Origin of the sequence: Mesorhizobium sp. LSJC269B00, from assembly GCF_000502815.1 — a bacterium.
In the GTDB taxonomy this organism is placed as follows: domain Bacteria; phylum Pseudomonadota; class Alphaproteobacteria; order Rhizobiales; family Rhizobiaceae; genus Mesorhizobium.
The window spans coordinates 313777-335442 of record NZ_AYVN01000003.1; the positions used below are offsets into that span (position 1 = coordinate 313777).

26 protein-coding genes and 3 pseudogenes are annotated in these 21666 nt (G+C 64.3%); 16 read left to right on the plus strand and 13 right to left on the minus strand.

Translation table 11 applies throughout. From position 1 onward, the window contains the following. Positions 1-66: 66 nt before the first annotated feature. The 3 genes from X771_RS155335 to X771_RS155325 form a co-directional block, all read right to left on the minus strand. Positions 67-414 (minus strand): antibiotic biosynthesis monooxygenase, encoded by a 348-nt coding sequence (locus X771_RS155335; RefSeq protein WP_023687539.1) that lies wholly within the window; start codon positions 412-414, stop codon positions 67-69. Beyond that, a complete protein-coding gene (locus X771_RS155330; protein ID WP_023673248.1) occupies positions 411-767 on the minus strand; it encodes an NIPSNAP family protein in 357 nt (118 codons plus the stop codon). Before X771_RS155330 ends, X771_RS155335 begins: the two co-directional genes overlap by 4 nt. An 85-nt stretch (positions 768-852) precedes the next feature. Continuing rightward, positions 853-1056 carry a DUF1127 domain-containing protein gene (locus tag X771_RS155325; protein WP_023687540.1) on the minus strand — a complete coding sequence of 68 codons (204 nt, stop codon included), beginning with the start codon at positions 1054-1056 and terminating at the stop codon, positions 853-855. Between the two features lie 69 nt (positions 1057-1125). Here X771_RS155325 and X771_RS155320 point away from each other — a divergent pair, with 69 nt between their 5' ends. After that, positions 1126-1800 carry a winged helix-turn-helix domain-containing protein gene (locus tag X771_RS155320; RefSeq protein ID WP_023687541.1) on the plus strand — a complete coding sequence of 225 codons (675 nt, stop codon included), beginning with the start codon at positions 1126-1128 and terminating at the stop codon, positions 1798-1800. Between the two features lie 218 nt (positions 1801-2018). On the opposite strand, the gene ligD is transcribed toward X771_RS155320, so the two are convergent. Next, positions 2019-4529, minus strand: coding sequence for a DNA ligase D (gene ligD, locus X771_RS155315; RefSeq protein ID WP_023687542.1), 2511 nt, complete (start codon positions 4527-4529; stop codon positions 2019-2021). 11 nt (positions 4530-4540) lie between these two features. Beyond that, positions 4541-5407, minus strand: a complete 867-nt coding sequence (locus X771_RS155310) for a Ku protein (RefSeq protein ID WP_023687543.1) — start codon at positions 5405-5407, stop codon at positions 4541-4543. 344 nt (positions 5408-5751) lie between these two features. Between X771_RS155310 and X771_RS1000000166560 the strand changes: the two genes are divergently transcribed. Both X771_RS1000000166560 and X771_RS155305 read left to right on the plus strand, forming a co-directional pair. Then, entirely contained in the window at positions 5752-5901 is a 150-nt protein-coding gene (locus tag X771_RS1000000166560; protein ID WP_196813601.1) for a hypothetical protein, read from the plus strand. Between the two features lie 179 nt (positions 5902-6080). After that, the gene (locus tag X771_RS155305; protein ID WP_031199395.1) at positions 6081-6506 is read left to right on the plus strand and encodes a DCC1-like thiol-disulfide oxidoreductase family protein; all 426 of its coding nucleotides are present in this window, start codon (positions 6081-6083) and stop codon (positions 6504-6506) included. Between the two features lie 279 nt (positions 6507-6785). Here the strand turns inward: X771_RS155305 and X771_RS155295 are convergent, their stop codons facing one another. Then, positions 6786-7247 (minus strand): RidA family protein, encoded by a 462-nt coding sequence (locus tag X771_RS155295; protein ID WP_023687546.1) that lies wholly within the window; start codon positions 7245-7247, stop codon positions 6786-6788. A 235-nt stretch (positions 7248-7482) separates the two neighbouring features. Between X771_RS155295 and X771_RS155290 the strand changes: the two genes are divergently transcribed. Then, positions 7483-7851, plus strand: coding sequence for a YciI family protein (locus X771_RS155290; RefSeq protein ID WP_023681239.1), 369 nt, complete (start codon positions 7483-7485; stop codon positions 7849-7851). A 7-nt stretch (positions 7852-7858) separates the two neighbouring features. Beyond that, positions 7859-9103, plus strand: a complete 1245-nt coding sequence (locus X771_RS155285; RefSeq protein WP_023687547.1) for a DUF6596 domain-containing protein — start codon at positions 7859-7861, stop codon at positions 9101-9103. A 9-nt stretch (positions 9104-9112) separates the two neighbouring features. On the opposite strand, the gene X771_RS155280 is transcribed toward X771_RS155285, so the two are convergent. From X771_RS155280 to X771_RS155270, 3 genes are all read right to left on the minus strand, one after another. Further along, positions 9113-9739, minus strand: a complete 627-nt coding sequence (locus tag X771_RS155280) for a glutathione S-transferase family protein (protein ID WP_023681237.1) — start codon at positions 9737-9739, stop codon at positions 9113-9115. Between the two features lie 199 nt (positions 9740-9938). Continuing rightward, positions 9939-10913 (minus strand): cysteine synthase A, encoded by a 975-nt coding sequence (gene cysK, locus X771_RS155275; RefSeq protein ID WP_023687548.1) that lies wholly within the window; start codon positions 10911-10913, stop codon positions 9939-9941. Between the two features lie 177 nt (positions 10914-11090). Next, positions 11091-11708, minus strand: a complete 618-nt coding sequence (locus X771_RS155270) for a LysE family translocator (RefSeq protein ID WP_023687549.1) — start codon at positions 11706-11708, stop codon at positions 11091-11093. Positions 11709-11771: 63 nt separating this feature from the next. On the opposite strand from X771_RS155270, the gene X771_RS0133715 reads away from it, so the two are divergent. Further along, the gene (locus X771_RS0133715) at positions 11772-12302 is read left to right on the plus strand and encodes a hypothetical protein (RefSeq protein ID WP_031202523.1); all 531 of its coding nucleotides are present in this window, start codon (positions 11772-11774) and stop codon (positions 12300-12302) included. Then, on the plus strand, positions 12299-12556 hold the full coding sequence (locus tag X771_RS155265) for a hypothetical protein (protein WP_023687551.1): 258 nt from the start codon (positions 12299-12301) through the stop codon (positions 12554-12556). The genes X771_RS0133715 and X771_RS155265 overlap by 4 nt, the downstream gene beginning before the upstream one ends. A gap of 65 nt (positions 12557-12621) precedes the next feature. Here the strand turns inward: X771_RS155265 and X771_RS155260 are convergent, their stop codons facing one another. The 3 genes from X771_RS155260 to hrcA form a co-directional block, all read right to left on the minus strand. Continuing rightward, positions 12622-13971 carry a sorbosone dehydrogenase family protein gene (locus tag X771_RS155260; RefSeq protein ID WP_023672049.1) on the minus strand — a complete coding sequence of 450 codons (1350 nt, stop codon included), beginning with the start codon at positions 13969-13971 and terminating at the stop codon, positions 12622-12624. Between the two features lie 109 nt (positions 13972-14080). Next, positions 14081-14281: a hypothetical protein gene (locus X771_RS155255; RefSeq protein ID WP_023672050.1), complete on the minus strand. Its 201-nt coding sequence runs from the start codon at positions 14279-14281 to the stop codon at positions 14081-14083. 36 nt (positions 14282-14317) lie between these two features. Then, a complete protein-coding gene (gene hrcA / locus X771_RS155250) occupies positions 14318-15403 on the minus strand; it encodes a heat-inducible transcriptional repressor HrcA (RefSeq protein WP_023681233.1) in 1086 nt (361 codons plus the stop codon). Between the two features lie 148 nt (positions 15404-15551). On the opposite strand from hrcA, the gene rph reads away from it, so the two are divergent. The 7 genes and pseudogenes from rph to X771_RS1000000169135 all read left to right on the plus strand — a co-directional run. Next, positions 15552-16268, plus strand: coding sequence for a ribonuclease PH (rph, locus tag X771_RS155245; protein ID WP_023687552.1), 717 nt, complete (start codon positions 15552-15554; stop codon positions 16266-16268). A gap of 189 nt (positions 16269-16457) precedes the next feature. Further along, complete coding sequence (locus X771_RS155235; protein WP_023687554.1) at positions 16458-16868, plus strand: VOC family protein; 411 nt, start codon at positions 16458-16460, stop codon at positions 16866-16868. Next, positions 16868-17515 carry an RdgB/HAM1 family non-canonical purine NTP pyrophosphatase gene (gene rdgB, locus X771_RS155230; protein ID WP_023687555.1) on the plus strand — a complete coding sequence of 216 codons (648 nt, stop codon included), beginning with the start codon at positions 16868-16870 and terminating at the stop codon, positions 17513-17515. Before X771_RS155235 ends, rdgB begins: the two co-directional genes overlap by 1 nt. Continuing rightward, positions 17515-18672: a radical SAM family heme chaperone HemW gene (gene hemW, locus X771_RS155225; RefSeq protein WP_023687556.1), complete on the plus strand. Its 1158-nt coding sequence runs from the start codon at positions 17515-17517 to the stop codon at positions 18670-18672. Before rdgB ends, hemW begins: the two co-directional genes overlap by 1 nt. 101 nt (positions 18673-18773) lie before the next feature. Beyond that, complete coding sequence (locus X771_RS155220) at positions 18774-19094, plus strand: hypothetical protein (protein WP_023687557.1); 321 nt, start codon at positions 18774-18776, stop codon at positions 19092-19094. 66 nt (positions 19095-19160) lie between these two features. Continuing rightward, positions 19161-19483, plus strand: a pseudogene (locus X771_RS01000000164870) (low molecular weight protein tyrosine phosphatase family protein). Between the two features lie 189 nt (positions 19484-19672). Next, positions 19673-19807 (plus strand): annotated as a pseudogene (locus X771_RS1000000169135) (transporter); the annotation flags it as partial. 79 nt (positions 19808-19886) lie between these two features. On the opposite strand, the gene X771_RS155210 reads toward X771_RS1000000169135, so the two are convergent. Then, positions 19887-20072: a hypothetical protein gene (locus X771_RS155210; RefSeq protein WP_023687558.1), complete on the minus strand. Its 186-nt coding sequence runs from the start codon at positions 20070-20072 to the stop codon at positions 19887-19889. A 173-nt stretch (positions 20073-20245) separates the two neighbouring features. Here X771_RS155210 and rsmI point away from each other — a divergent pair, with 173 nt between their 5' ends. Together rsmI and X771_RS01000000164875 are read left to right on the plus strand one after the other, a co-directional pair. Beyond that, positions 20246-21154: a 16S rRNA (cytidine(1402)-2'-O)-methyltransferase gene (gene rsmI / locus X771_RS155205; protein ID WP_023687559.1), complete on the plus strand. Its 909-nt coding sequence runs from the start codon at positions 20246-20248 to the stop codon at positions 21152-21154. Further along, positions 21147-21525 (plus strand): annotated as a pseudogene (locus X771_RS01000000164875) (YraN family protein). The gene rsmI and the pseudogene X771_RS01000000164875 overlap by 8 nt, the downstream one beginning before the upstream one ends. The last annotated feature ends 141 nt before the right edge of the window (positions 21526-21666 follow it).

A 21666-nucleotide genomic window follows, 5' to 3' on the forward strand; every position in this document is an offset into this window, starting at 1 on the left:
TCTCCCCAGCGGGGAGAAGGTGGCCGCGAAGCGGCCGGATGAGGGGGCCTGGCGCGACGCCGATACCTAGTCACAATTCACCGCCCTGCTGTCCGCCGGCGCTTCATCCCGCTCCGTCAGGCCATAGTCCCGCACCACATGCGCAATGCGCAGCCGGTAGCCGGCAAATATTCCGCCGCGGCCCGCATGCTGCGCCTGCCGATGCTCTTCCGTATTGCGCCAGGCTTTCACCGCTTCCTCGTCGCGCCAGAAGGACAGCGACAGGACGCGGTTCCGGTCGCCCAGGCTCTGGAAGCGCTCGATCGAGATGAAACCGTCTATGCCGTCGAGCAGCGGCCGCAGTTCGGCAGCGATGCCGAGATAGGCATCGCGCTTTCCCTCAGCCGGTTGCACCTCGAAGATGACAGCGATCATATCTCCTCCTTGACCGCGGTCTGGAACAGCTGCCGCGGTCCATGCGGCCCCGACACCAGCTTCAGGAAGATGCGGTCCTCTTTCAAGATGAACTTTTCGCGGCGGGCGAATTCGTAATTGGCCTTGCCCGCCGGATCGGCGGCCAGACGAGCGCGGTAGGCCTCGTAGGCAGCGAGGCTGTCGATGTTGTAGGCGGCGTAGGCCGTGGTGGCCGAGCCCTCATGCGGGGCGTAGTAGCCGATCAGATCGGCGCCGCAGCGCGGGATCGCCTGGCCCCAGGCCTTGGCATATTGCTCGAAGGCCGGCTTGCCGAACGGGTCGATCTCATAGCGGATGAAGCAAGTGATGGTCATCGTGATCTCCTTGGGTTTCGCGTGGATAGTTCGAGCGGCGTCGAAACGTTGTGCCGCAGGGTCTGCTAAGCAAAAGCGCTGGCTGTCAGGCCTGCCAGAAGGATTTTGCGCATTCGCGGCGCACATCCTCACGGGTCAGGCCGAGATCGCGCAGCAGATGGTCGTCGATCTCCGCGAGGCCGAGCCGCTGCAGGTGGCGGTCGTACCAGCGGGCGAGCAGCCGCCGTTGCAGCCAGGTGACGAATGGAAAAGGCCGGCGGCTGGCGAGTGGGGCGGAAGCGGTTGGCATCGGCGTTCTCCTTGATCCCGCCCGACAATAATGCTTATCTGACGAGAATGCTTCGATGGAGACCTAACTATGCGTGAAGGACCCGACATTGCCCGCATCGCCAGCCTGGTCGGCGATCCGGCGCGGGCAAACATGCTGAATGCGCTGATGGGCGGCACGGCTTTGACGGCCAGCGAACTGGCGCTGGAGGCCGGCGTGTCGCTGCCCACCGCGTCCTCGCATCTGTCGAAACTGATGGAGGGCGGGCTTTTAACTTTGGCCAGCCAGGGACGGCATCGCTATTACGGCCTCGCAGGGCCGCAGGTGGCCGGCATGATCGAGGCGATCACCGGGGTGGCCGAAGCGGTCGGCCCCAAGCGGGTGCGGCCCGGCCCGCGCGACGGCGCCATGCGCGTCGCCCGTGTCTGCTACGACCACCTCGCCGGCGAACATGCGGTGGCGATGCTCGACCGCCTCGTCGCGCGCGGCATCCTGTTGCGCGACGACAATGAGATGAGGCTGGGGCCAGCAGCAGCCTCGCATTTTTCGGCCATCGGCATCGACGTCGGCGCCAAGCCGCGCCGGCCGGTCTGCCGCGCCTGCCTCGACTGGAGCGTGCGCCGCTCGCACCTTGCGGGAACGCTGGGCGCGGCTATTCTGGACAAGATCCTGGCGGAGAAATGGGCAAGGCGGGAGAAGGACAGCCGCGCGGTGGTGTTTTCACCGCCGGGGAAGCAGGCGTTCGAGCGGGTGTTTTTGGCGTAGAGGTTCGGCAGCGCTAATTGGGCGACGCTGGCGGGACAGCACCCCCCCTCTGGCCTGCCGGCCATCTCCCCCTCAAGGGGGGAGATTACGCGCTCAACAGCTTTCGCCAATCTCGAACATCGTAAAGGTGAGCTGCGCCTCGAAGCTGCCAATCTCCCCCCTTGAGGACAGAGGGGGGTGTGACGGAACGCTTGCGTAGCAGGTGAGGCGCGCGACGCTCACCCCCGCTTCAGCACCTTCGCCTGCTCGAAGAAATCCGCCCACGGATCGGCCTTCTCCAATTCCTTCAGCGTCGTCTTGTCGCCGATCGGGAAGGAATTCGGCGCTAGCCCCTTCTCAACCTCCGCCCACGTCACCGGTACCGAGACCGTCGCGCCCTTCTTGGCGCGGGAAGAGTAGGGCGCGACGGTGGTCGAGCCCCTGCCATTGCGCAGATAGTCGACGAAGATTTTTCCGGTGCGCGCCTTTTTCGACAGCGTCGCCGTGTAGCGGTCGGGCGCGGCCTGCTCCAGCGCCTTGGCGAAATCATGCGAGAAGGTTTTGACCGCCTCCCAATCCGCCGACGGCTTCAGCGGCACCAGCACGTGATAGCCCTTGCCGCCTGACGGCTTGACGAAATTCGGCAGCGACAGATCGTCGAGCTTGCCTCTGATGTCGAGCGCGGCCTCGCGCACCGCCTTGACGTCGACGCCTTCGTCGGGATCGAGATCGAAGATGATCTGATCCGGCTTTTCCAGCTCATCGATCTTGCAGCCCCAGATGTGGACCTCGACCACGCCGTACTGGACCAGAGCGGCAAGGCCGTCGAAATCGCGGATGAACAGGATTTCCTCGCCATCGGTCGGGTCCTTCATGCGGGCAATCTTGTCGCTCATGCCGGCCGAAGCATGTTTCTGGAAGAAGCGCGGACCGCCGATGCCATCCGGCGCCCTGACCAGGCTGAGCGGCCGGTTGACGATGAACTGCTCCATGCGCGGCCAGACCAGCGCGTAGTGTTCGAGCAAGTCCTGCTTGGATATTTTTTCCTCGGGCCACAGCAGCTTGTCGGGATGGGATAGTTTTACGCTGGTCGTGATCGTCGCGGGCGCCTTAGCCCCGGCGGCCTTGCCGGCGCCGCCTGCCGCCGGCTTTGCCTTGTTTGCCGCCTTCGATGGCTTTTCCTGCACGACTTCCTCCGCCGGCTTGTCCTCGCGCAGTCCCTGGAACGACGCGTGGCGTATTATACGGTCCGAGGTCCAGCTGCGGAACTCCACTTCGCCGACAAGTTCGGGCCTGACCCAGACCAAACCCTTGCCCTTTGGCACCGCGGCGGCAAACGGCGAGGCGTCTGCCTTCAGCGCATCGAGTTTTTTCTTCAAATCGGTGGCGCTCCTGGCTGTGAAGCCCGTGCCGACGCGGCCGGCATAGTGGAGCTTGCCGCCCTCGTGGTAGCCGACCAGCAGCGAACGCAGGCCGCGGCCGGTCTTGTCCGAGGGCAGATACCCGCCGATGACGAATTCCTGGCGGGCCGTGCATTTCGACTTCACCCAGCTTGGGCCACGGCCGCTGCGGTAGGGCGCATCGGCGCGCTTGGAGACGATGCCTTCAAGGCCCATGCGGCAGGCGTGCTGCAGCATGATCTTGCCGGGCTCGGCGAAATGGTCGCTGAAGCGGACGGGGGCATTTTCGGCCGTCTCGCCGAGCAGCTCCTGCAGCGCCTGCTTGCGCTCGACCAGCGGCTCGCGGCGCAAATCGTTGCCGTCAAGCCGCATAAGGTCGAACACATAGTAGGTGAAGCGGTCGGTTCGATTGGCGGAGAGATCCTGCTGAAGCAGCGAGAAAGACGAAACGCCGCTGTCGGCGAGCACGACGATCTCGCCGTCGATGATGGCGTCGCTGCATTTCAGCTGGGCCAGTTCCGCGACGATCTCAGGGCCGAATTTCTCCGTCCAGTCGAGGCCGGTGCGGGTCAGCAGCCGCACCTCCGTGCCGGCGATCTGCGCCTGCATGCGGTAGCCGTCGAATTTGACCTCATGCAGCCAGTCCTCGCCGGGCGGCGCCTCGCGCTCCAGCGTCGCCAGTTGCGGCTCGACGAAGTCGAGGCGCTTGCCGGCTTTCGCCTTGCTGGATGCCGCAGGCTTGTTGGAGTGCCAGACCTTCGGCTTCTTGCCGTCGGCGGTCTTGCCTTCCGCGACCTCTTCGATGGTCAGGCCGGACTTCACCGATTTCGGTGCGTCCTTCAGGATATCCTCGCCGGGGCGGGCGGCGGCATCGTCGGATTTGATCAGCAGCCAGTTGTCGCGCTTTTCGCCAGGGCGGGGTCTTAACCTGACCAGATGCCACCGCCCATTCAGCTTCTGGCCGTTGAGTTCGAAGTCGATATGGCCCTTCTTCATCGCCTTGGCGGGGTCGATCTCTGGCGTCCATGTGCCTTCGTCCCAGACGATGACGGTGCCGCCGCCATACTCGCCCTTGGGAATGGTGCCCTCGAAGCCGGCATAGTCGATCGGGTGGTCCTCGACATGCACGGCCAGCCGCTTTTCGTGCGGGTCGAGGCTCGGGCCTCGCGTCACCGCCCAGCTCCACAACACGCCCTCATGCTCGAGGCGGAAATCATAGTGCAGCCTGGTCGCGTCGTGCTTCTGGACGACGAAGATGCCGCCGGGCTGCTTGCCGCGCGCGACCTTGCCCCCCGGCTCGGCCGTCTTCTTGAAATCGCGCTTGGACTGATATTGTTCGAGGCTGGCCACGGCGCCGACCCTCAAGCCGACTTGCGCTTGGGCGCAGAAGCTTTCGCCTTGCCGCTTTTTGCCGCCGGCTTGGCCTTCTTCGCCGAGACTTCCGCCTGGCCGCCATCGGACAGGCTCTTCTTCAGCGCGTCGAACAGATTGACGACATTGGACGGCTTGGGCGCGGCCTGCGCTTTCGGAGCCTTCTTTCCGGCCTTCTTGGCGCGGATCAGTTCGAGCAGCGCGTCCTCAAACTTGTCCTCGAATGTCGACGGATCGAACTTCCCCTTCTTCTTGTCGATGATGCGTTCGGCCATATCGGTCATCTCCTGGTCGGTCTTCACCGCCTTGATGTCGCCGAAGATGCTCTCCGGCTCCCGCACCGTGTTGCCGTAGCGCAAGGTGGTCAGCACCATGCCTTTGCCGCGCGGCTCGATGACCACGGGCCGCTCGCGGCTATAGAGCACGACGCGCGCCAGCCCGGCCATCTTCTTGTCCGCCATGGCATCGCGGATGACGGCAAAGGCCTCCTCCGACACCTTGTCGGCGGGCGTGACATAATAGGGCGTGTCGAGATAGATCTGCTCTATCGAGGCTTTGTCGACGAAGCCATCCAGCGCCATCGTGTGCGAGGACTCGATCTGCACCGCTTCGATCTCTTCGTCCTCGACATAGACGAACTCACCGGGGCTCACCTCATAGCCCCTGATCTCGTCGCCATCGCCCAGCGGCTTGCCGGTTTCAGAATCGACATAGATGCGCTTGACCGTGTTGCCGGTCTTGCGGTTGAGCACCCGGAACGAAACTTTTTCGGCGTGGGTGACGACGTTGGTCAGTTCGACAGCGCAGGTGACCAGCGACAGTTTCAGATAGCCCTTCCAGGCGGGGCGAGGTGCCATGGCGAACTCCTGCGCGATGCGGTTCAAGCGAGAACGGGCAAGGCCCGTTCCGGTTCCGGGCGCGCAGCCAGGGGCATTTCGGCAGCGAGCATGGAAATTTCGAGAGGCTCGCCAAATTGAAACAGAACCGCGCTCAAGCGACATCCATACGAAACATATGTGATGCAAAAGTCACAATGCCGGAAATGGCGACGAACCACACCGAAAGACCCCCAAACAGCCGCATTCCGGCCACGAAGCATGGGGTTTTCGACCAAAGATTAACATCGTGTTCACCGACTATTCACGCCTCGACGCTATGATCCCCGCAATCGGACGGGACATCCGAAAATCGGGACAGGGACTTGAGTAAAATGAAATTCTGGGGCCACATCGCCGGCTATGCCGCCGCCATCCGTGAGTTCATCGCGCCGACCTATCGGCCGGAGCGCTACTACATGCGCGGCCCGGGTCCGGCCTGCGCCCGTCGCGGCAGCTCGCTCGGCGCGCATTGATCATGACATTCGAAACGCGTCACGACAGCCGGATCTGCAGACCGGAGGCCGATCCCCGCGCAACCACCTATCGCGCCGAGCGCCCCGCGCTGGCCGCGAGAAGCCGTGCGACAACGCCGCGGCTTTGATCCCGCTGCCGGCGGGCTTAGTGTCTGAAGACACAAGCTGCCGGACGTCCCGTGACTTCTTCTCCTGAACCCTTCGATGCCAGCCAGCCATTGATCGTTTTCGACGGCGTCTGCGTGCTGTGCTCGGGCTTCGTACGCACGGTGGTCGGGCTCGACCGCAAAAACCGCTTCCGCTTCGCCACGGCGCAGTCGCCCTTCGGCGAGGCGCTGTTCCAGAGATACGGGCTGCGCACCGACAGCTACGAGACCAATCTGGTCCTTGTCGGCGGCGCTCCCTTCATGCGGCTGGACAGTTTCATCGCGGTGATGGCCGAACTCGGCTGGCCGTGGCGGGCGGCGAAGGCCCTGCTGCTCATCCCGCGCCCCTTGCGTGACTGGCTCTACGAACGCATCGCCAAAAACCGCTACGCCATGTTCGGCCGCAAGGACAGTTGCGAGATCCTGTCCGCCGCGATACGTGCGCGCGTGATCGGCTAATCGCCTGTCACCCAAAAGTGACCTCGGTTCCGGGAAAACGACATACGCAAAAAGAGCGGCGCCATAGGCTTCTGGTCGTTGGCGGCTATGGCATTTTCGGCGGCCGCATCGTGCAATTGCTGGAGAGCGAGCCACGCCTGATCCTGCTCGTCGCCGGGCGCTCACTGGCCAAAGCCGAGGCCTGGTGCAAAACCCGCACCGGCGCGGCGCCGCCACTCGTGCCGACGCGCTTCGATCGCAACGGCGACGTCGCGCAAGGCCGGCCTGTTCGTTCGCGCCTCAGTCCGGCAGCGCCGCGACGGCGACGATCTCGATGACGATGTCTGCCTGGGCAAGCGCTGCGACGCCGATTACCTCCGAAGGCGGCGGATTGTTGTCGCTGCAATGCTTCGGACAATGCTCGGCGAAAAACGCGTCCAGCACGTCGAGACGAAAATTAGGCGAGCTGAGGACGCCGCCGTCGGGAAATGGCCCTTTGACGAAAAAGGTCAGCCTGATGAGATGGTCGAGCCCGCTGCCAAGTTCTTCCAGATCCGATTTGATGTTGCCGAGAACTTCCCGCCACTGCGCCGCGGCATCGCCGGCGAAGCCGCCACCCTTCTTGCCGGCCGGATCGTAGTCAGCCGATGTCGCGGTGTTGCCGCAGAGATAGACGGTGCCTTTCGCACCGCTGACGACCGTGCCTTTGCCCCATGGCATCAACCGGCCGTTCTTGAATTTCTTGTGGGTCACGAGTTCCATTCTCTTCTCCCACGCCTCGTGTGACGTGCCCGCCAACGACAGAAGATAGTGCTGTGCGGAGCCACGGCCAGTCCGCTGCCGGTCATCCGCCAGCAGACGAAGGAACATCTGGTCCTTGCGAAATCTCCTGGCGGAGGCGAAAGTTTTTTCTGAAGCCTGTCGAAATCGGCCGCCGCCGCGCGACATACGTCTGGCCCCGCTAGGACGCGGCCTTCGAAACCACGGGAGAAGACCCATGCGATACATGCTTTTGATCAACAGCGACGAAGCCGCGCAGGCGAACACGCCAATCGAGAAGGCTCAGCAGATGAGCGCAGCATATGCCGCCTATACCGAAGCGTTGAAGAAATCCGGCGCATGGCTCGCCGGCGAACGGTTGCGCCCGACCCAGGCGACCACCTCGGTGCGGATCACAGACGGCAAGACCAACGTGATCGACGGCCCCTATGCCGACACCAAGGAGCAGCTTGCCGGCTTCTACATGATCGAGGCGGCCGATATCGATACCGCCATCGACTGGGCGGCGCGCTGTCCGGCGGCGAGCGCCGGCACGGTCGAGTTGCGGCCGATCTGGGAAATGGCCGACTACATGCCCAAGAAATGAAACCGTGATGGACAATCGCCCGGAGATCGCGCGGGCGGCGGCCGAAGCGGCCGCCCGGCAGAGTTACGGCAAGCTGGTCGCCTACCTTGCTGCGCGCACCCGCGACGTAGCCGGCACCGAGGACGCGCTGGCCGAGGCCTTTGCCGCGGCCCTTGAGCGCTGGCCACAGACCGGCGTGCCCGAGAAGCCGGAAGCATGGCTGCTGGCCGTGGCGCGCCGGCGGCGCGTCGACGCGGTGCGCCGTCGGCTGACCAGCGAGGCGAGCCGCGACCATCTCAAGCTGATGGCCGAGGAGATGGAGGCGAGCATGGAAGACGAAGACCTTCCCGACGAACGTCTCAGGCTGATGTTTGCCTGTGCGCATCCGGCGATCGAAGCCAGCGTGCGGGCGCCGCTGATCCTGCAGACGGTTCTGGGTTTCGACGCGGCGACGATCGCCTCGGCCTTCCTGGTTTCGCCGGCGACGATGGGCCAGCGTCTGGTGCGCGCCAAGAGCCGCATCCGCGAGATCGGCATTCCGTTCCGCGTGCCGGATCGCGCCGAACTCGGCGAGCGGCTGGGAACGGTGCTGGAAGCGATCTACGCGGCTTTCGCCGAAGGCTGGACCGACCCGGCAGGGACCGAGACGAGAGTGAGCAATCTGGCGACCGAAGGCATCTGGCTCGGGCGGCTGGTGGCATCGCTGATGCCGGACGAACCGGAAGCGCTCGGCCTGCTGGCGCTGATGCTGTTTGCCGAGGCGCGCCGCCCGGCGCGGCGCGATGCGGCTGGAGATTATGTGCCGCTCGCCGAACAGGATTGCCGTCTTTGGGATCACGCGCTGATCGACGAAGCCGAGTCGCTGCTGGGCCACGCCGCCACCATTGGCGTCATCGGCCGCTACCAGCTCGAAGCGGCGGTACAATCGGTGCATGCGACGCGGCGACGGACCGGCCAAACCGATTGGGCGGCGATCCGTAACTTCTACGATGCGCTGTCGGCGATATCAGGCTCGCCGGTGATTTCGATCAACCGCGCCGTGGCGATTGCCGAGGCCGAAGGGGCGGCGGCAGGACTGGCGGCGCTCTACGTGCTGGGCGACGACAAGCGGCTCAACGACTATCAGCCCTATTGGGCCGCTCGCGCCGGCCTGCTGGCCAGGCTCGGCAATGCGGCGCAAGCGGTCGAAGCCTATGACCGGGCGATCGGCCTTGAACGCGACCCCGCCGTGCGCCGCTTCCTGCAGGCGAAACGGGCGATCCTGCGAAATTGAAGCGTCCGTTCAGGCCGGCCACATTTCATGCGTGGTGTTGAGCCGTTTCATCAGCGGATGCGCGCGCAGCGCCGACCATAAGCGTTCGATGTTCGGCCAGTCGGCTCGCGCCTTGTCCATATCGGGGTGCCAGGCCACCAGCATGACGAGGTAGATGTCGGCCAGCGACATCGCGTCGCCGACCAGCCAGCCGCGCCCCTCGAGGGCTGCATCGACAATGGCGAAGCCGCGGTCCATCTCGGCAATGGCTGCCTGCTTGACGGCTTTCTTGCCGTCGGCATCGGCGGTGTAGCGATGGGCATAGTAGAGGCGCAGGATGGCGGGGTAGAGCACCGATGACATGAACGCCATCCAGCGCAGGAAACCGGCGCGATCCGGCGATCCGGCGGCCGGCGCCAGACCCGCCTCCGGATGGCGCTCGGCAAGCAGGATGCAGATCGCCGCCGATTCGGTTATCGATTGACCGTTGGGCAAGGTCAGCACCGGAACCTGGTTCAACGGGCTGATGTCGAGGAAAGCCGGGTCCGGCGGATCCTTCTTGGGCACATCGATCTGGTCGAATTGCGCGTTTGCCAGCGCCAATGCGGCCTCGACGACAAAACCGCCGCTGCCTGGGCGCGTGTAAAGCTTGTACATGTGATTCTCCCCCTGCCCGCGCGAAGCAGGCCGGGGCGATTTGACCCTGAAGCCGCCTCCCGCTCAAGCCGGTGGCGGACGCCACGGCCGGGTTTTCTGCGGTCCAGCCATGAGACTTCCGATGTCGGAGGGACAGCACCCCCGATGCCCGGCAGGGCAGAGGGGGGTGCGAAGGATCGCCGCCTATCCAGTTAAGACGTTAAGCCCCCAGCCCGTCGAACAGGATCGTCGACAGATAGCGCTCGGCGAAGGACGGGATGATCACCACCAGGTTCTTGCCCTTGTTCTCCGGCCGCGACCCGACGGCGATGGCGGCCTGCAGGGCAGCGCCCGACGAGATGCCGACCGGCACGCCTTCAAGGCGGGCGACGAGGCGGGCGTTGGCGACCGAATCCTCGTTGGAGACCTTGACGATCTCGTCATAGATCGAGGTGTCGAGGATCTTGGGCGCAAAGCCGGCGCCGATGCCTTGGATCTTGTGCGGGCCGGGCTGGCCGCCCGACAGCACCGGCGAGGCCTCCGGCTCGACGGCGACGACATGCACCGAGGGCTTGCGTTGCTTCAGCACCTGGCCGACGCCGGTGATCGTGCCGCCGGTACCGATGCCGGCGACGAAGATGTCGACCCCGCCATCGGTGTCGTTCCAGATCTCCTCGGCGGTGGTGCGGCGGTGGATCTCCGGGTTGGCCGGGTTTTCGAACTGCTGCGGGATGACGGCGTCAGGCAGGGTGGCGGCCAATTCGTCGGCCTTGGCGATGGCGCCCTTCATGCCTTTCGGCCCTTCCGTCAGCACCAGTTCGGCGCCGAGCAGCGCCAGCATCTTGCGGCGCTCCACCGACATGGTTTCGGGCATGGTCAGGATCAGCTTGTAGCCCTTGGCGGCGGCGGCGAAGGCGAGCGCGATGCCGGTATTCCCCGAGGTCGGCTCGATCAGCGTCGTCTTGCCGGGTTTGATCCGGCCCGACGCTTCCAGCGCCTCGATCATCGAAACGCCGATGCGGTCCTTGACCGAGGCGATCGGATTGAAGAATTCGAGCTTGGCAAGAAGGTTGGCAACGACGCCCTTCTCCTTGGCGAACTTGTCGAGCCGCACCAGCGGCGTGTCGCCGATCGTCTCGGTGATCGAGTTGTAGACACGGCCGCGGCCGGGCACGCGCGCGGAAGGCTTGCTCATTGGTTTCGCTCCCAAATCAGATCAGGCAATTGGCGTCGGCGGACAGAATAAGGCTTTCGTCCGCGCAAGATAGGCTGCCGGCCGAAAATATCGAGTGGGCCGCTTGCTGAAAACGCTTGCCTTCCGAAGCCGCATTTCCGGATGGACCGATCGGCGGAATGAATTGCCTGAACCGATCTACTGACGTGCGGCAATGGCTGCGGCCGCGCCCACCATGAAGCCGGCGGCGGTGCGGTTCAGCGCCTTCAGCGCGCGCGGCGATTTCAGGAACCAGCGCGCCTTGGCGGCCAGCGCCAGATAGGGCACAAGCACCACGAAGAGCACGATAACGGTGAGCGCGACCAGGATGCCGTAGTCGGCGAGCGTGATGGTCTTCAGGTCGACGATGGTCGGCGTGATGGCGAGGTAGAAGATCATCGTCTTCGGGTTGCCCAGCGTGACGGCGAGGCCGGCAAGGAAGCTCGATACCAGGCCGCCCTTGCCTTTCTTGGCCTCGACAGTCTCGGGCGTGATCCCGGCCGTCCAGAAACGCCAGCCGAGGAAGGCGAGATAGGCGACGCCCAGCCATTTGATGGCGAGAAACACCATGCCGAAGCTTTGCGCGACAAAGGCAAGGCCGAGCACCACCGCGGTGAGATAAATGAGGTCGCCGAGCATCAGGCCGAACGACATCGCCAGCGACGAGCGGAAGCCGGATCCGAGCGCCCGCGCCACAAGCGCGGTGACGCCGGGGCCGGGAATGGCGGCGGCGATGCCCAGCGCAGCACTATAGGCAAGGAAGCCGGCGAGGGTCATGACGGTCGCACCTCCTGAGCCGCTCTGATGCCATGAAAGCCTGCAACGGCAAAACGGATTCGATTGCGCCAAGCAGGACATGAAAGCCGGTCATTCGAGGGGCGTCAGGCTTTCAGCCTGTTCGACAAGGGCGATAGCGATGTCGTTCCGCAGACTGGATATTTTACCGACAGCCGGAACCTTGGCGCTCACCCCATTCGTCCGATGATCTATCCGCTGGTCGTCAACAACCGGTTCAAGGTGCGGCTGGTGGCGATGGAGCGTGACGGACCGCAAAAGATGGACCCCGACGACACCGCCAAAGGCGAATTCTACATCGACCTCCACACCAAATATCCGCCGGTCTCCGACTGGCGCATCATTGCTGCCGATCCGCGCAGTACCGACCTCAACGTGGAAGCGTCGTTCCAGCTGCAATGGCTGGACTATGTCGATACCGCCGAGGTTGCCGAGGATGGCCCGCCACGCATCATCGACAAGTCCAACTATCCCTATCCGTGGGGCGCCAATGTGATGGTGTTCGAGCACTGGCTCGGGCTTGGCCGCAAGGCGCCGCTCAAACTCATCGCGCATCGCGCCGCGAATACTGGATGATCAATGGCAATGCGGCCCGGCGCATGGTGCAGGACCTCTATCGCTTCAACGTCAACCAGCTTGGCGTCGCCAACGACACCATCAGCAGTGTTTACGTGCCGAAGCTCAATGCCGGCCACGTCACGGTGACGCTTTACGAACACGATTTCAGCGGCGGCCGCTTCGCGCAAGGGGCGAAGAAGTCCTTCGGCTCGGTCGGCCTCTTCAATCTCAGGGATACCGGTTTCGATGACCGCGCTCATCGGCCGAGGTGATCCATACCTATCCCAAGGTGATCCATCGGGACGTGCATTAGGGCCGGATTGCGCTGTTCGCCGGCTCAGGATGGGCCATCGACATGGGTGATGCGCCAGATGGTGCCGTTGCCATCCTCGGTTACGATAAGCGCGCCGTCCTTGGCCACCGCGACGCCGACCGGCCGGCCCCAGACGGCGTCGTCGGAGAGGACGAAGCCGGTGATGAAATCCTGGTACTCGCCGGTCGGCTTGCCGTCGCTGAATCTCAGCCGCACCACCTTGTAGCCGGTCCTCATACCACGGTTCCAGGAGCCGTGCAGGGCGACGAAAGCATCGCCCTTGTACTCGGCCGGAAAATTGTCGCCGTCATAGAAGGCGATGTTGAGCGGCGCCGAATGCGCCTGCATCAGCACGTCGGGCACGGCGACCGAGCCGGCGAGGTCTGGGCGCGCGCCCTCGTGACGCGGGTCCTCGTTGGCGCCGATATAATACCAGGGCCAGCCATAGAAGGCGCCGTCCTTGACTGAGGTGGCATATTCGAACGGCACATCGTCGCCGAGACCGTCGCGCTCGTTGACGACACACCACAGCGCGCCGGTGGCCGGTTGCACGGTCATGCCCGAACAATTGCGCAGGCCGGTAGCGAGGATGCGGCCATTCTTGCCGTCGGGGCCGAAGGCCAGCACGTCGGCACGGCCATCCTCGGAACCCCAGGTGGCGCCGAGTGGCTGTGATTTTGCCCAGGCGTCAAGGCCGCTATTCGGTGCCTTCCCCATGCCCTCCGCGACGTTAGAACCGGAGCCGACCGAGAGATACAGCGTCTTCCCGTCCGGCGAGAAGGAGATATCGCGGGTCCAGTGGCCGCCGGTAGGGATGTCGGAGACAATCGTCTCCGGTTCGCCAGAGGCTTTAAGGTCGCCGTCGCGATAGGCGTAGCGGACCACGCTGTCGTTGTTGGCGACGTAGACCCATTGCGGCTTGTCGCCAGGCGGGTAGAAGGCGATGCCATAGGGCTGGTTGAGATTGTCGGCAAAAATGCCCTCTTCGGCCGGCTTCGCGCTACCCTTGGCCAGCCGATAGACGCGGATCTGGTTGGCGTCGCTGTCGGCGACGAACAGGTCGCCGTTCGGCGCCACGCGCACGACCCGCGGATTGGAAATGCCGGAAGCAACCAGTTCGGCCGAAAACCCAGGCAGCAGGACGGGCTTCGCGCCCTCGGGCCGATCGCCAAGGCCGGCGCTGTTGGAGGCGGATTCGGTCATGTTGGGCTTTTGCAGATCATCCGGCTTGATCAGCCGGCGCACACCTGGCTTGTCGGCCTTCCAGTCGCCGAAAGCGTCCTTGCCGGTCAGCAGCGGTTGATCGGCCTCCTGGGCGAAGGTGCTGGTGGCCAGAAGCAGGGCAAGGCCTGCCAAGCCGGCAATCCGGATCATGCTGTTCTCCTCGAACTCGCGCCGGTCGGCGCGTCATGCACAAGGGAGATATTGTGCAGCCGCCGCAAAAGAGAAGCGTGCGCGCGCGCAGATTCGACGAGAGAACCGCTCAACTTTCCTCTTCGACGTCCAGATCGTCGTCGAGACGCTTTTCCAATGCGACGAGATCTTCCGGCAGCGGCAAGCCCATGGCGCGCATTTCGCGCAGTTTTTCGCGCAGCTGCTCCTGGATTTCGTGCTCGTCCTCCGGCTGGTTGACCATTTCTTCGAGCAGCATGCTGATCTGGGCCTTGAACGATTCAAGCGCCATTCTGCGCCCTCCTTTACGGTGATCCCGGCTTCGGAATTATCTTAACATCCGGGTAATCAATTGGGCCGTGTAGTCGACCATCGGCACGATGCGGGCATAATTCAGCCTGGTCGGGCCGATGACGCCGAGCGCGCCGACGACGCGGGCGTCCTTGTCGCGGTAAGGCGCCACGACCAGCGACGAGCCGGAGAGCGAGAACAGCTTGTTTTCCGAGCCGATGAAGATCCGCACGCCGGGGCCGTCCTCGGCGAGGTCGAGCAGCTGGATCAGCCCGTCCTGCGTCTCCAGATCCTCGAACAGGTGGCGCAGCAATTCGATATCGGCCTGGGCGGTGACGTTTTCGAGCAAATTGGCGCGGCCTCGCACGATAAGGCGCGCCGGCAGGCCGCTATCGGCGCCGGCCCACACCGCCAGGCCTTTCTCGACCAGATCCTGCGACAGCGTGTCCAGCGCTGCCCTGGTCTCGTCCTTGATGCGGGCGATCTCGATGCGCGCCTCGGCGAGCGTGCGGCCCCTGATATGGGCGTTGAGGAAGTTGGAGGCCTCGTGCAGCTGCGAGACGGTGATGCCGGCCGGCAGGTCGACGACGCGGTTCTCGACATCGCCATTCTGCGACACCATTACCGCCAGCGCCTTGGTCGGCTCGAGCTGGATGAACTCGATGTGCTTCAGCGCCACCTCGTTCTTGGTGGCGAGCACCAGGCCGGCGCCGCGCGACATGCCCGACAGCATCTGGCTGGCCTCGGTCAGCATGTGTTCCAGCGTCGCGCCCGAGCCGGAGGCGCGCACCTGCGCCTCGATGACCCGGCGTTCCTCGTCGGAGAGATCGCCAAGCTCCATGAAGGCATCGACGAAGAATCGCAGGCCGGTCTGGGTCGGCAGGCGCCCGGCCGAGATGTGCGGGGCATAGATCAGGCCGAGATGCTCGAGGTCGCTCATCACGTTGCGGATGGTGGCCGGCGACAGCGACGACGGCAGGATGCGCGACAGGCTGCGCGATCCCACAGGCTCACCGTCCTTCAGATAGGACTCGACGATGCGCCGAAAGATGTCGCGCGAACGCATGTCGAGCGACTGCAGCGCGGGCGCCAGCAAACTGGGTTCGGTGACTGCCTTGGTCATTCGAGCCAAAAACCTCCGGCTCAAGGATATAGACTTCCATCGCCCCCGCGCAACCCGGCGTCTGTATGGGGGCCTTTTCCTTTGCGCCATGGGCTGCATGCGTCTACAAGCCGCCGACGAAACCATAAAAGAACAGAAAGAGGCCTCGATGCGCCCTTCCAAACGCCAAGCCGACGAAATGCGCGCCATCTCCTTCGAGCGCGGCGTCTCCAAACACGCCGAAGGCTCGTGCCTGGTGAAATTCGGCGACACGCATGTGTTGTGCACGGCGAGCCTGGAGGAAAAGGTGCCGGGCTGGATGCGCAATTCCGGCAAGGGCTGGGTGACGGCGGAATACGGCATGCTGCCGCGTTCGACCGGCGAGCGCATGCGCCGTGAAGCTTCGGCCGGCAAGCAAGGCGGCCGCACGCTGGAAATCCAGCGGCTGATCGGCCGCTCCTTGCGCGCCGTTGTCGACCTGCAGGCACTGGGCGAACAGCAGATCACCGTCGACTGCGACGTCATCCAGGCCGATGGCGGCACCCGCACGGCTTCGATCACCGGCGGCTGGGTGGCGCTCTACGATTGCCTGCGCTGGATGGAAGCGCGGCAGATGGCCAGTGTTGCCAAGGTGCTGAAGGACCATGTCGCGGCAATTTCCTGCGGCATCCATGACGGCCAGCCGGTCATCGACCTCGACTACGTCGAGGATTCATCTGCCGGCACCGACGCCAATTTCGTCATGACCGGCAAGGGCGGCATCGTCGAGATCCAGGGCACCGCCGAGGGCGAGCCGTTCTCGGAAGGGCAGTTCGCGGAGCTGATGGGCCTGGCAAAGAAGGGCATTCAGCGGCTGGTGAGCTTGCAGCAGATGGCTGTGGCCTGATTGAATTAACGTGATGACGTCGGCGATCCTTCACACCCCCCTCTGGCCTGCCGGCCATCTCCCCCGCAAGGGGGGAGATCTGAGGTCGCAACCGTTTTCGCCAACCATCAACGTTGAGACGCCGCCAGCGGAACTGCCGATCTCCCCCCTTGAGGGGGAGATGCCCGGCAGGGTAGAGGGGGGCGCCTCGTGACGCCCTCCGCTATTCTTGAGTCAGCGCTTTACGTCACGGATCTCGCCGCCGCCGAAGCCTTCTACTCCAACGTGCTTGGACTCGGCCTGCTCGGCAAGGTCGACGGCCGCCATCTCTTCTTCCGCTGCGGCCCGGGCGTGCTGCTCATCTTCAACGCCGAAGCCACCAAAATCCCGCCGGCGCCCGATGCGCGGCTGAAAGTGCCGCCGCATGGCACGGTCGGCGAGGGCCATCTCTGCTTTGCCGCAAGTGAGGATGAACTCGCACAGTGGAAGGCGCAACTTGAGGCGAAAAACATCGCCATCGAAAGCGAATTCGAATGGCCGCAGGGCGGGCGCTCGATCTACATACGCGACCCCTCGGGCAATTCGATCGAATTCGCCGAGCCAAGGATCTGGGGCCTTTGATGCATTCTCTCGATGGAAAGAAGATCGTCGTTGCCAGCCACAATGAAGGCAAGCTGCGCGAATTCGCCGATTTGATGGGTCCGTTCGGCTTCGAGGCGAAGTCGGCCAAGGACTACGGCCTGCCGGAACCGGAGGAGACCGGCACCACCTTCGAGGAAAACGCCTACATCAAGGCCTTCGCCGCGGCTAAGGCGACCGGCCTGCCGGCGCTGTCGGACGATTCGGGCCTGTGCGTCGACGCGCTCGACGGCGCCCCCGGCGTCTACACCGCCAATTGGGCCGAAGCTCCCGATGGCAGCCGCGACTTCAGCATGGCCATGCAGCGCACCGAAGTGGCCTTGCAGGAGGTCGGCGCCGCCAAGCCAGCGCAACGCAAGGGGCGGTTCGTCGCCGTCATCTGCCTGGCCTTCCCCAATGGCGAGGCTGAATATTATCGCGGCGAAGCTGAGGGAACGCTGGTCTGGCCGCCGCGCGGCGAACTCGGCTTCGGCTACGACCCGGTGTTTTTGCCCGACGGTTTCGACAAGACGTTCGGCGAGATGAGCGCTGAGGAAAAACATGGCTGGAAGCCCGGTCAGCCGACGGCACTGTCGCACCGCGCCCGCGCCTTCCAGAAATTCGCCCGCGCCAGGTTAGGCTCAGCCTAATGTCGCTGGACCGCAGCCCGGGTTTCGGCGTCTACATCCATTGGCCGTTCTGCGCGGCCAAATGCCCATATTGCGACTTCAACAGCCATGTCCGTCACCAGCCGGTCGACCAGGAGCGCTTTGCCCGCGCCTTCGAGACCGAGCTGAAGACCATGCGCGAGCGCACCGGGCCGCGCGAAGTGACCAGCATCTTTCTCGGCGGCGGCACACCGTCGCTGATGCAGCCGCAGACGGTGGCGGCGGTGCTGGACGCCGTGGCGAAGAACTGGACGGTGCCCGACGGCATCGAGGTGACGCTGGAAGCCAATCCATCTTCGGTAGAGGCCGAGCGCTTTCGCGGCTACCGCGCCGCCGGCGTCAACCGCGTGTCGCTCGGCGTGCAGGCGCTGAACGACAAGGATCTGCGCTTCCTCGGCCGGCTGCACAATGTCGACGAGGCGCTGCATGCAATTGGCCTGGCACGGGACATATTCCCAAGACTTTCCTTCGACCTGATCTACGCCCGCCCCGGCCAGACGCTGGACGACTGGCAGGTGGAGCTCGAACAGGCGATCGGCCATGCCGCCGACCATCTGTCGCTCTACCAGCTGACCATCGAGGAAGGCACGCCGTTCCATGCGCTGCATGCGGCGCACAAGTTTACCGTTCCCGACAATGACCGGGCCGCCGATCTCTATGCCCTGACTCAGGAGGTCACCGCGGCGCATGGCCTGCCGGCCTATGAGATTTCCAACCACGCCAGGCCGGGCGCCGAGAGCCGGCACAATCTGACCTATTGGCGCTATGGCGAATATGTCGGCGTCGGACCGGGCGCGCATGGCCGCTTCATCGAAAACGGCCAGCGCATCGTGACAATCGCCGAGCGGATGCCGGAGACCTGGGCCAATCTGGTGGAGGCCAGGAGCCATGGCGTCACCGGCGGCGAGATCCTGACGCGCTCCGAAGAGGCCGACGAGTTCCTGCTGATGGGGCTGAGGTTGGCCGAAGGCATCGACCTTTCCCGCTACGAGGCGTTTTCCGGGCGCGGCCTGTCGAGCGCCCGGCTGACCGTGCTGCAGGATGAGGGGCTGGTGGCGCCGATCGGCAATGCCAGGCTACGCGCCACGCCAGCCGGCATGATCGTGCTCGATGCCGTGGTGGCGGATTTGGCGCGGTGAGCCCACAGGGCAAATGGCCGGGCTGTTGGACGATTTATCGGCTTGAGCAAGGATGCTAGGAGTTCTGCTTAGCCATTGCACCGCATCCAATAGGGCCTGCCATGAAGTTCCTGATCCACGAAACGCTGGGAACATTGAACACAGATGATGTCTTCGAGTTTGGACTAACCGAGATATCGAAATCCCTCGAGTACGAAGATCTCTATGAAGCCGAGGCAATATTCATCAAAAACCGGAAATCCAGAAAGGTTAAGCTGTCGGGCCTAAGCGAGTTCGATGTAGTGCGCGCCTTCATGTCGTACGTAGGGATAAACCTCAGGGCGACTGCCAAGGATGATTCGATAGCATTCGATCTGTGCGGGCTTACGCCTGACCAGTACATTCCTCTAACTAAAACGATACGTGAGATGTGGGATGAGTAACCGCTTTCAGCGGGGCACAATTTGGTTTTCCAACCGGGGAAACAACCAAATCAAAGATCGAAGCTGTTGAAGAACGTCCTCTTCGTCTGCAGCCAGAATCGCTTGCGCAGCCCGAGCGCCGAACAGGTGTTTTCCAACGCAGGGATATCGAGGTCGCCTAGGGCGGCACCACCCACGATGCCGACACCCCGCTGACGCATGAGCTGGTAGTCTGGGCCGACATCATCTTCGTGATGGAAAAGGCGCACCGCAGCAAGCTGCAGAAGAAATTCAAGGCAAGCCTGAAGAAGGCGCGGGTGATCTGCCTCGATATCCCGGATGACTATGAATCCATGGCCCCGGAGCTGGTGCGATTGCTGGAGGTGAGGGTGACGCGATACCTGGGCTGACTGATGTGGTTGGGGCGTTCCACGCCCGCGTTCGCCATCCTCGGGCTTCACCCGGGATTTGACCGCGAGGTTAAGGCGCTGCAGCGGTTCAGAATTCTGCGCCGCTGCATCCTTCGGCAGAGGTCACGGAATGGATCATAGGGTCTGCGCCGCGTCACTTCGCTCCTTGCTTCGCCCTAGGATGACGATGTTGCACCGATCGACAAACTAAGCGTCGTGCTTGAAGCGGCGCTTGCCGCGGTGTTTCTCGGCATGCGCCTCTCCGGTCCGGGCCGGCTTGGCGTCGCTCTTGTCCCGGCGGACGCTGTTCTGGTCGTTCATCGGATGCGGCGGCGCGCCTTCGCGGGCGCTCTTCGTTTCAAGACGGGTGATGAAGATATCGAAACGATTGGGCATCGTACGGTCAGTGCTCCGTCGTGCTGTCCGGTTTGTTGTCCGAAAGCCTGACATTCGTCGGCAAGGCGGTGGCCGCCCGACTGGCCAGGCCGGTGTCGCTTTCGGCGAGCGCACGCTTGCCCTTTCGCGCAGTGAAGCGCTTGCGCTCGGCATAATAGGGCTCGAAAACGTCCTGCAATTCCAGGCTGTCCATCCTGTCCTCCTCCTCAAGAGACTCAGGTATTCAATCCGCCAGCCACGCTTTCGTTCCCCACTGTGGCAAAGACATGGCCGCCGGGTTACATCGGCGTCAGGTTTGGCTCGATGTTCGGGAGTTTTGCAACCCGGCGCGCGCCGTGCCAAACAGGGCGAAATGGAGAGACCCCGGTGACCGGCGAGAAGCGCAGCTATGTGATCGGGCAGACCGAGATCGCGGTCCGGTCGCTGGCGCCGGCGCTGTATCTGGTGGCGACGCCGATCGGCAACCTCTCCGACATCACGCTGCGCGCGCTGGAGACGCTCGCCGCCGCCGACATCGTCGCCTGCGAGGACACTCGCGTCTCGCGCGTGTTGCTCGATCGCTACGGCATCCGGCGGCGCACCACCGCTTATCACGAGCACAACGCCGGCGAGGCCGGGCCGAAGCTGATCGCGGCACTCGAGGCCGGGCAGAGCGTGGCGCTGATTTCGGATGCCGGCACGCCGCTGATCTCCGACCCAGGCTACCGGCTGGTCGGCGAAGCGCTGGAGCGCGGCCTGCGCGTGGTGCCGATCCCCGGCCCATCGGCGCCGCTGGCGGCGCTGACGGCGTCGGGCCTGCCGTCCGACGCCTTCCTGTTTGCCGGGTTTCTGCCGGTGAAATCAGGGCAGCGGATGACAAAGCTGGAAACGTTCAGGGCGGTGCCGGCAACGCTGATCTTCTTCGAGTCGCCACGCCGGCTGGCCGAAACGCTGGTCGCCATGGTCGAGGCGTTGGGCGGCGCGCGCAAGGCCGCCATCGGCCGCGAGCTGACCAAGACTTTCGAAGAGATGCGGACGGGAACGCTGCAGGCGCTGGCCGATTATTATGCGGCGGCCGATACGCCGAAGGGCGAAATCGTCATCTGCGTCGGGCCCGCCGAGATCAAGGCCGACCAACCCGCCGACATCGACAGGCTGCTGCTGTCGCTGGCCGCCGAAATGCCGGCGTCCAAGGCGGCGGCGGAGGCGGCGAAGATGACCGGCGGGCAGAAGCAGGCGCTTTACCGGCGGCTGCTGGAACTCAGGGATGCGGTTGGAGAAGGCGAAGGTGGCTGAGCGCCCGGCCGCCAGCCGCCAAAAAGCCTATCGGCGCGGCCATCGCGGCGAGTGGCTGGCGGCAGCGGCGCTGATGCTGAAAGGTTATCGCACTCCTCGCCCGCCGGCATCGCACCCGCTTCGGCGAGATCGACCTGATCGCCAGGCGCGGCGACCTGGTGCTGTTCGTCGAGGTCAAGGCGCGGCGCACGCTGATGGAAGCGATGGAGGCGATCGGCCACGAATCGGAGCGCCGCATCGAGGGCGCCGCCGACATCTGGCTGTCGCGGCAGCCGGACTACGGCAGATTGTCGATGCGCTTCGACATGATCGCGGTGCTGCCCTGGCGCTGGCCGGTGCATGTCGAGAACGCGTTTTTTGGGAGGAGTTAGCGGCCTTTACCCTCCCCCTTGTGGGGAGGGTCGGTGAGCAAGCGACCCGAAGCGTCGTTGGCGAAACGGGGCGGGGGCGTGGCGCCCCCACCCCGATCCGCTTTGCGGATCGACTGACCGGGGCGAGCCGCCTGTCTCGCC

Coding starts and splice junctions, on each gene's coding strand:
- X771_RS155330 (WP_023673248.1), bottom strand. CDS start 767: ATGACCATCACTTGCTTCATCCGCTATGAGATCGACCCGTTCGGCAAG.
- cysK (WP_023687548.1), bottom strand. CDS start 10,913: ATGAGCAAGCCTTCCGCGCGCGTGCCCGGCCGCGGCCGTGTCTACAAC.
- X771_RS155255 (WP_023672050.1), bottom strand. CDS start 14,281: ATGGCGCTTGAATCGTTCAAGGCCCAGATCAGCATGCTGCTCGAAGAA.
- X771_RS155260 (WP_023672049.1), bottom strand. CDS start 13,971: ATGATCCGGATTGCCGGCTTGGCAGGCCTTGCCCTGCTTCTGGCCACC.
- hemW (WP_023687556.1), top strand. CDS start 17,515: ATGTCGCTGGACCGCAGCCCGGGTTTCGGCGTCTACATCCATTGGCCG.
- X771_RS155310 (WP_023687543.1), bottom strand. CDS start 5,407: ATGGCACCTCGCCCCGCCTGGAAGGGCTATCTGAAACTGTCGCTGGTC.
- X771_RS155265 (WP_023687551.1), top strand. CDS start 12,299: ATGATCAATGGCAATGCGGCCCGGCGCATGGTGCAGGACCTCTATCGC.
- X771_RS155280 (WP_023681237.1), bottom strand. CDS start 9,739: ATGTACAAGCTTTACACGCGCCCAGGCAGCGGCGGTTTTGTCGTCGAG.
- rdgB (WP_023687555.1), top strand. CDS start 16,868: ATGCATTCTCTCGATGGAAAGAAGATCGTCGTTGCCAGCCACAATGAA.
- rph (WP_023687552.1), top strand. CDS start 15,552: ATGCGCCCTTCCAAACGCCAAGCCGACGAAATGCGCGCCATCTCCTTC.
- X771_RS155335 (WP_023687539.1), bottom strand. CDS start 414: ATGATCGCTGTCATCTTCGAGGTGCAACCGGCTGAGGGAAAGCGCGAT.
- X771_RS155325 (WP_023687540.1), bottom strand. CDS start 1,056: ATGCCAACCGCTTCCGCCCCACTCGCCAGCCGCCGGCCTTTTCCATTC.
- X771_RS155210 (WP_023687558.1), bottom strand. CDS start 20,072: ATGGACAGCCTGGAATTGCAGGACGTTTTCGAGCCCTATTATGCCGAG.
- X771_RS155270 (WP_023687549.1), bottom strand. CDS start 11,708: ATGACCCTCGCCGGCTTCCTTGCCTATAGTGCTGCGCTGGGCATCGCC.
- X771_RS155290 (WP_023681239.1), top strand. CDS start 7,483: ATGCGATACATGCTTTTGATCAACAGCGACGAAGCCGCGCAGGCGAAC.
- X771_RS155220 (WP_023687557.1), top strand. CDS start 18,774: ATGAAGTTCCTGATCCACGAAACGCTGGGAACATTGAACACAGATGAT.
- X771_RS155295 (WP_023687546.1), bottom strand. CDS start 7,247: ATGGAACTCGTGACCCACAAGAAATTCAAGAACGGCCGGTTGATGCCA.
- X771_RS155285 (WP_023687547.1), top strand. CDS start 7,859: ATGGACAATCGCCCGGAGATCGCGCGGGCGGCGGCCGAAGCGGCCGCC.
- X771_RS155320 (WP_023687541.1), top strand. CDS start 1,126: ATGCGTGAAGGACCCGACATTGCCCGCATCGCCAGCCTGGTCGGCGAT.
- hrcA (WP_023681233.1), bottom strand. CDS start 15,403: ATGACCAAGGCAGTCACCGAACCCAGTTTGCTGGCGCCCGCGCTGCAG.